This window comes from Cronbergia sp. UHCC 0137, assembly GCF_034932285.1.
Lineage (GTDB): Bacteria > Cyanobacteriota > Cyanobacteriia > Cyanobacteriales > Nostocaceae > Cronbergia.
On sequence record NZ_JAYGHC010000064.1, the window covers coordinates 20,943 to 28,157 of the forward strand.

At 37.1% G+C, this 7,215-nt stretch carries 8 protein-coding genes; all 8 read left to right on the plus strand.

The features are described 5' to 3' along the window. Positions 1-13: 13 nt before the first annotated feature. Positions 14-841, plus strand: a complete 828-nt coding sequence (locus VB711_RS22940; protein ID WP_323288662.1) for a class I SAM-dependent methyltransferase — start codon at positions 14-16, stop codon at positions 839-841. Between the two features lie 62 nt (positions 842-903). Continuing rightward, positions 904-2,235 carry a glycosyltransferase family 4 protein gene (locus tag VB711_RS22945; protein WP_323288664.1) on the plus strand — a complete coding sequence of 444 codons (1,332 nt, stop codon included), beginning with the start codon at positions 904-906 and terminating at the stop codon, positions 2,233-2,235. A 97-nt stretch (positions 2,236-2,332) separates the two neighbouring features. Next, a complete protein-coding gene (locus tag VB711_RS22950; RefSeq protein ID WP_323288666.1) occupies positions 2,333-2,785 on the plus strand; it encodes a DUF29 domain-containing protein in 453 nt (150 codons plus the stop codon). Between the two features lie 324 nt (positions 2,786-3,109). After that, positions 3,110-4,276, plus strand: a complete 1,167-nt coding sequence (locus VB711_RS22955) for a glycosyltransferase family 4 protein (RefSeq protein ID WP_323288667.1) — start codon at positions 3,110-3,112, stop codon at positions 4,274-4,276. 1 nt (position 4,277) lies between these two features. Next, positions 4,278-5,204, plus strand: a complete 927-nt coding sequence (locus tag VB711_RS22960; RefSeq protein ID WP_323288668.1) for a glycosyltransferase — start codon at positions 4,278-4,280, stop codon at positions 5,202-5,204. A 29-nt stretch (positions 5,205-5,233) separates the two neighbouring features. Then, complete coding sequence (locus tag VB711_RS22965; protein WP_323288669.1) at positions 5,234-6,424, plus strand: hypothetical protein; 1,191 nt, start codon at positions 5,234-5,236, stop codon at positions 6,422-6,424. 104 nt (positions 6,425-6,528) lie between these two features. Further along, complete coding sequence (locus VB711_RS22970; RefSeq protein WP_323288670.1) at positions 6,529-6,654, plus strand: hypothetical protein; 126 nt, start codon at positions 6,529-6,531, stop codon at positions 6,652-6,654. 46 nt (positions 6,655-6,700) lie between these two features. Further along, positions 6,701-7,215, plus strand: a 515-nt coding sequence (locus tag VB711_RS22975) for a hypothetical protein (RefSeq protein ID WP_323288671.1), incomplete at its 3' end; no start/stop codon positions are given.

Here is a 7,215-nt window from a genome sequence, read left to right on the forward strand (position 1 = left end):
TAAGGGAACACCTATGAAAGCTATCTTTAAAGCTATCTTCAAAAAAATCAAAGCTAAATCAACAAGCTCATTAATTGAAATTTCTGCACTCAAGACAGCAAAATGCGAAGTGCAAAACCTACGAAGATTTTCTAGTCAATGGCTAAATTCAGTATTTCTAGATGCTCAAGCTAATGCAGAGTGGGAAGTTGATAAAGTTTATTTAAATGCTCTTAAAATGCCTGAAATGACAGGAGGTGTGAATCCAGGTGATCAAAGAGCCATGTATTATCTTGTTCGTACCCTAAAGCCCACTTCGATACTAGAAATTGGCACACATATTGGCAGTTCTACTACAGCGATGGCGTTAGCAGCAAAACGCAACTTGTCTGATGGCATCTCCACAACTATTACGACAGTTGATATTAACAATGTCAATGATCCTAAACTAAAGCCTTGGTTAAACTTTTCATCTCCTGCCTCTCCCGCTAAACTCATTGAACAAATTGATTGTAGTGAATTAGTCAGGTTTGAAACTAACTCATCCGTTAATTTCTTAAACAAGCAGCAATCCTTTGATCTGATTTTTTTAGATGGTGATCATAGTGCCAGCGCAGTCTATACCGAAATTCCCCTTGCTTTACAACGTCTTAATCAAGACGGTATAATTGTTCTACATGATTTTTTTCCTGGAGGTCAACCTTTGTGGCCAGGACAAACCCCTTTACTAGGTCCGTTTTTAGCCCTAGAGCGTTTTAGTCGTGAAGATGCTCTATTTCAAGTTATCCCTATGGGCGAACTACCTTGGCCCACTAAACTAGGATCTTGTGTAACCAGCTTGGCAATTTTGGCAAAAATTTGAAATTTCAAGCTGCTTGAATCTGTATTCCGAAATTATCACTACTGAATTTCAAAAAACATTATGTGGAAAATGTAAATTTAAAAAATGTATCGCACATTATGTATCCCTTAGATAAATTGCGATCGCTCTCACGACCAATTGCATTTGGACATTACAGTGCTAAAAATGATGTTGGTGGTGTTACATCTTGGTTAGAAAGACTGCTGCTACGTCTCCATAGTGATGGTGTCCCAGTAATTGTTTTGCTTCATCATTTCGGGACAGATATAGATGAGTCTAGTTTATCGCCCCGCCTAAGTGATGCAGGTATTTCGGTTGAAGTTGAGGTGCGTTCATCATTTACTGAAGAAAACGTTTCTAGCATACTCACATTTCTTAATCGGTCTCAACCACAAATCTTTTTACCCCAGTGCTTGGAAGCAATGTATTATGCAGCGTCTATTGCTGGTCGAGTTGGTTTACCTTGGGCATTATCCATGAGGTCTGATGATCCTGTGTATTGGGCGATCGCTGAGTCAGTTCCGCCAGAAAGCAGTGGCGGATTAATGGTTGGAGTCTCAGAGTATATATGTAATTTAGCAAAAGAAAAGCATTTAGCAAAATACACCCATACCGTTCCTTCTGGAACACCAATATCTGCTCATAGGGCTTCTTTCTCCGATACTCCCTTTCGAGTAGCCTTCAGTGGGCGGGTTGTCGAAGAACAAAAACGAATTTCCCTAGTTTTAGAAGCAATGTCCCAAGCCTGTCGCCGTGACTCCCGCATTGAGTGTTGGATACTAGGTGATGGAATGGATATGACAACCTCGCACCAATGGGTAATAGATCAAGGTTTAGGCGATCGCATTCATTTTTTAGGACGGTTAGAACCCTCCGCAGTTCAAGCCAAACTTGCCCAATGCCAAGCCTTGTTATTAATGTCTGATTATGAAGGCTTACCCGTTGCTTTACTCGAAGCGATGGCTATTGGAGTTGTTCCTGTAGCGCGCTCAATTCCCAGTGGTATTCCAGAACTTGTTAAAAATAACGAAACAGGATTATTAGTTGACCATACCCCTGAACAGGCTGCCACAGCGATTATTCATCTAGCCAATCACCCCGATCTTTGGTTAGAATGTTCCACAGCATCAAAATTATTAGTAGCTGAAAACTATAGCGAAGAAGTTTGTTATCAACGCTGGCTGAATGTAATTTCTGAATTGTGCGATCGCTCTACCATTCGTTACCCAATTCCCATACCCAAAAAGATTCCCTTACCACCAGTGCATCCAGATTTAGTAGGGCGTGATATCCGAAAACCATCATTGAGCGATCGGGTTAAGGCAAAATTGAAACGAATATATAACCGCATTTTATTTAAAACCCATATTGGAGAGCGATCGGCTAAATCATAAATTCTGTAATTCTGTAGCTACATTTCCAGTAACTTGTATTTATAATGGAATGTAAGTAAAAGAATAAAGTCAATCTTGATCTAACTCAGTAAATAAAATGCAACCAGCACAAGAGACTTCCTTGATTTACGAGCAAGATTATCCTGAGTGGTTAGATATTACTCTCAATCAACTACAAAATCGTCAAATAGAAAACATTGATTGGAAACATTTAATTGAGGAAATAGCATCATTAGGAAACGAGCAAAGGCATAAAGTAGAAAGTTATTTAAGGCAACTTATTAAACACTTGCTTCTGTATCAGTATTGGGAAGCTGAGAGATCCTATTGTGCTAAAGGATGGATTGATGAAATTGATAATTTTAGATCTGAATTAGATTTGCTATTGGAATCTAAGGTTCTTTATAATTATGGTATAAAAATTTTAGATAAAATTTATTTAAAAGCTAGAAGTAATGCAATTCGCAAATCAGAATTGTCTCCTGAGATATTTCCCCTAATTTGTCCTTACTCTTTGACAGAAATTCTTAATCCTGAATGGTTACCTTGATGCAGTTTAGAAACTTAGAAAAATACACTATATAAATATAAATCAAAATAATTTGAGTGTGGAAATTTTCACCTATTCTTAACTGATCAAGTTCAAATATATATTATTGAACCATCACCCACGTGCATTTTTCATCGTGGGCAAGACAAAGTTAGCTCGGATCTCAAGATAAGCTAAATCACCTAGCTACTAAGAATCTAGAAACAAGAAAATAACGAATAAGTGCGATATACAATGATAAAATTAGATGTTTTTTTTCCTAAAATGAGCCATAATAATAGAGCGATCGTTAATTTAGCAATATGAATATTCATTAAAACAAATATGAAAATTGCCATTATTTCCATAATGGGAGGCTTTCCTTGGGGAGGAAGCGAATACCTTTGGACAGTCACCGCAGAGCAAGCCCTTTATGAAGGACATGAAGTATTTATATCAATTTACGACTGGTCTCTAACTCATCCCCTAATTTTACAACTTCAAAGCCAAGGTGCTCATTTACTTCCCCGTCCTCGTTTTCCCGCACATCTTTCACCTAGCTTAACTGCAAGAGTAATCAGAAAAATTAAGAAAAAAATATCATTTTTTGATGAGCCACTACCCACATCCTTCTACCAATCTGTTTTTGACTGTCAACCAGACGTTATTTGTATCAGTCAAGGTGGAAGCTATGATATTATTGAGTGTCCTGACTTATTAAATTTACTCGAATCCAATTCAATTCCCTATTTTATTATTTGTCAATTTAATTGTGAATTTGCACTCAATGACGCTACTCGAACCATTGCCCAAAAATTTTTTACCCAGGCACTTCAAGTTGGTTTTGTCTCACATCACAATCTCAAACTAGCAGAACGTCAACTTGCAAAGTCTTTGCCTAATGCAGTTGTAGTCCAAAACCCAGTTAATTTAGCAGATCATAGTTTAGTACCTTTTCCGAACCACTCTACTATTAGTTTTGCTAATGTAGCTCGCCTGGAGACCTTTGTAAAAGGTCAAGATATTTTGTTAGAAGCACTTAGTTTTCCAATTTGGCAAGAGAGAGATTGGCAATGTTGTCTTTATGGGTCAGGTGCAGACCTTTATTATTTAGAAAATCTAGCTCATCACTATAAAATATCTGATCGAATAAAGTTCATGGGACACATAAACGATGTTCGTTCAATATGGGTTGAAAACCATTTATTAGTCCTAGCTTCTAGAGGTGAAGGTACCCCTTTAGCATTAGTTGAAGCAATGTTATGTGGCCGTCCTGCTGTTGTTACTAATGTAGGTGGCAACAGTGAATGGATAGAAGAACTCCAGACTGGATTTATAGCAGAGGCTGCAACTGCTCGTTCAATAAGTGATGCCTTAGAAAGGGCTTGGTTAAGTCAACTGGATTGGCAAAAAATGGGTATAAAAGCTCATAAGTATGCAACAACTAAATTAGATAAGTCACCTGGTAGGCACTTACTAAACATGATTCTTGATCGCAAACAAACTTACTAATATGCAAGCTCTTATCAGTGTTATAATCTGCACACACAACCCCCGAAGTGACTATCTTAAAAGGGTATTACAAGCATTAAAAGATCAGACCTTATCACTTGAACATTGGGAACTGCTCTTAATAGATAATGCTAGTGATAAATTGCTTGCCTCAGAAATTGATTTAAGTTGGCATCCAAACTCACGCCATATTCGTGAAGATGAGCTTGGTTTGACTCCAGCACGTTTACGAGGAATTAAAGAAGCAATAGGAGAAATTCTTGTTTTTGTAGATGACGATAATATTTTAGATTTGGACTATTTAGAAGTTTCCTTACGCATTAGCAAAGACTATCCTTTTGTCGGTGCTTGGGGTGGACAAATTAGACCAGAATTTGAAATTGAACCACCTGACTGGACTAAACCTTACTGGAACTTTTTAGCAATTCGTCAATTTGATTGCGATCAATGGTCAAACTCACAAGAGCAAAATACTACTACACCATGTGGTGCAGGGCTTTGTATTCGCAGGTTTGTTGCTCAAAAGTATTCTCACATACTTCATCAAGATCCTAAACGAATGGATTTAGACCGCAAAGGAAAATCACTAGTTTCTTGCGGAGATACGGATTTGGCCTTAACATCCTGCGATCTGGGGTTAGGTACAGGCGTTTTTACGTCTCTACGACTTACTCACCTTATGCCAAGTCAAAGGTTACAAGAGGATTATCTATTAAATCTTCTTCAAGGAGTCTCCTACTCAGTCACGATCTTAAATGCCCTCCGAGGTAAACTACCCATATATCCTTGTCGTAGTCAAAGAATATTTCAAAAGTATATGCGTTGGCGTATGGACTTACGGAGTCAGCGTTTTTATGATGCCGAACAATTAGGCAAACAAAAAGCAATGAAAGAGATAGCAAGTTGGCGCAAAGTTGAAAATTTATAGAAATTGTAAAAATAACAAGTGTGATTAAAATGAAACCAAGACTAATGTATATCAGCACATTGCCATGCGAACAAACCACGGGTGGTCCTGTGCAGATGTATAGGCATTTTGTTGAAAATAGAGATTTTGATCTTGATACTATTATTGAATCTTACACTTCAGCAACACAGTATATTAAAACAAGCTCTAAGCAATTTAATCGTTTATTAGACCGAGGAAGCAAAACAAGATTCTTTCCAGAGTTTATAGCTATTAATACTCTCTTAGCAGAACATCAAGTTAGCCCTCTAATTTTAGATAAAGTATTAGCTTATGCTCCAAATGCTATTGTAACAGTTGCTTTCGGTAACTATAGCTTTGTTGCCTCTAATGTCGCTCGCAAACTAAAACTCCCCTTAATCACATTTTTTCATGATTGGTGGCCTGATCTAACTCCATGCCGAGGCATGGGGAAAAAACTCTTAGATAAGAGATTTTTTCAAATCTATCAACAGAGTGATTTAGCATTGTGCGTATGCGAGTCTATGCGTCGAGAATTAGGAACACATCGCAACTCTATAGTCCTTTATCCTATACCTAATATTAATCCTCCCAAGAACTTGTCCACAGTTACAATTCAACAGACTAAGCAATTGAAAGTTGTTTACTTGGGATGGCTTGGAGGAGATCACGGTAAAATAATACAATCATTGGTTGATTATTTTCAGATAAAATCTGAAGATTGGCTAGATTTGAGAGTTTATGGTTCAACCGATGGGTGGAATAATGCAACTTTAGATTTCGCCAAATCAAAAGGTTTATACAGGGGTTCTCCTAAACATGGTTTTGAAGTACAAACTGTTTTGTCTGAAGCAGACGCTTTTTTAGTTGTTCTAAACTTTAGTCAATCTCTAAGACGACGTGTTAAAACTAGCTTTCCTAGCAAAATCCTTGAATATAGTTATTATGGGAAACCTATTATTGTCTGGGGACCTGATGATTCTTCAGCAGTTCGATTTCTAAAAGATCATGAGGCTGGATTAACTGTAACCAGTCCAGAACCTGCCAATTTAATTCAGCGTTTATTTAAACTAAAAAGTGATATTGATGAACGTGTTAAATTTTCTCGAGCTGCAAAAAAATTATCAGAGTCGATATTTGATCCGTCTTCAATTCATACTCAGATGCTTAGTGCCATTAATAGAGTCATAGATACATTCCCATCAAAACTTAACAAATAAATACCAAGTAGTATATACACAAGCAAAAATTTGGAAATGGATTCATTAGAATATTTTGAATACTTGAAATTTTTGCTGGGGCGATCGCGTAACTACTTTTATTTATGCCGGAGTGTACTAGCCGTTTTCAACTATCACAAAAAGCAGAAGAAAATTGTCAAAATATTATAGAAATGATTATTAACAACTATCAACCACAACAAATTTATTCTGAATATCACCGTGATTAAAAATTTTATTTCTTCAATCTATCACAGTGCAAAACCACCGATATGTATGAACATTGCAACTTGGGCAAAACAGCGTGGCTTATCAGTAATTGAAACCCATCCGGCAGTTATAGCTGATATAGAACCTTATATTTCAAAAGACGAAAGAGCACAAGCAACGTTTAAATTTCACCTAGATGAACTGTCTAATCCTCAATCTTTAGTCCTAATTGAAAAGGCTACAGTCAGAGATAGTATTGGATTAGTTGAATTACCTGATGGACATATTTGTTATGAAGGTAACTGGTATTTACCCTATCTACTAGATCACCCGGTTTATAGAAGGAGGCACTTACCACTAGATACAAAGTTTCTAATTCACGACAAACCTTATGCTTATCAATTAGATTCACTCCGCGCTTATGGAATTGAGCAGGATAGATTAGAGTTACAACCTGTTGGAATAGATACAAAGATAGAAAAACTATGGTTTGCTAATCCTATTGGACACTCTGGGTTGGGATCTGGTTCTGTACTCAACTCTGTAGCCCGACGACTAAACACATTTTTCAACATATACTC

Coding starts and splice junctions, on each gene's coding strand:
- VB711_RS22940 (WP_323288662.1), top strand. CDS start 14: ATGAAAGCTATCTTTAAAGCTATCTTCAAAAAAATCAAAGCTAAATCA.
- VB711_RS22950 (WP_323288666.1), top strand. CDS start 2,333: ATGCAACCAGCACAAGAGACTTCCTTGATTTACGAGCAAGATTATCCT.
- VB711_RS22955 (WP_323288667.1), top strand. CDS start 3,110: ATGAAAATTGCCATTATTTCCATAATGGGAGGCTTTCCTTGGGGAGGA.
- VB711_RS22960 (WP_323288668.1), top strand. CDS start 4,278: ATGCAAGCTCTTATCAGTGTTATAATCTGCACACACAACCCCCGAAGT.
- VB711_RS22965 (WP_323288669.1), top strand. CDS start 5,234: ATGAAACCAAGACTAATGTATATCAGCACATTGCCATGCGAACAAACC.
- VB711_RS22970 (WP_323288670.1), top strand. CDS start 6,529: ATGCCGGAGTGTACTAGCCGTTTTCAACTATCACAAAAAGCAGAAGAA.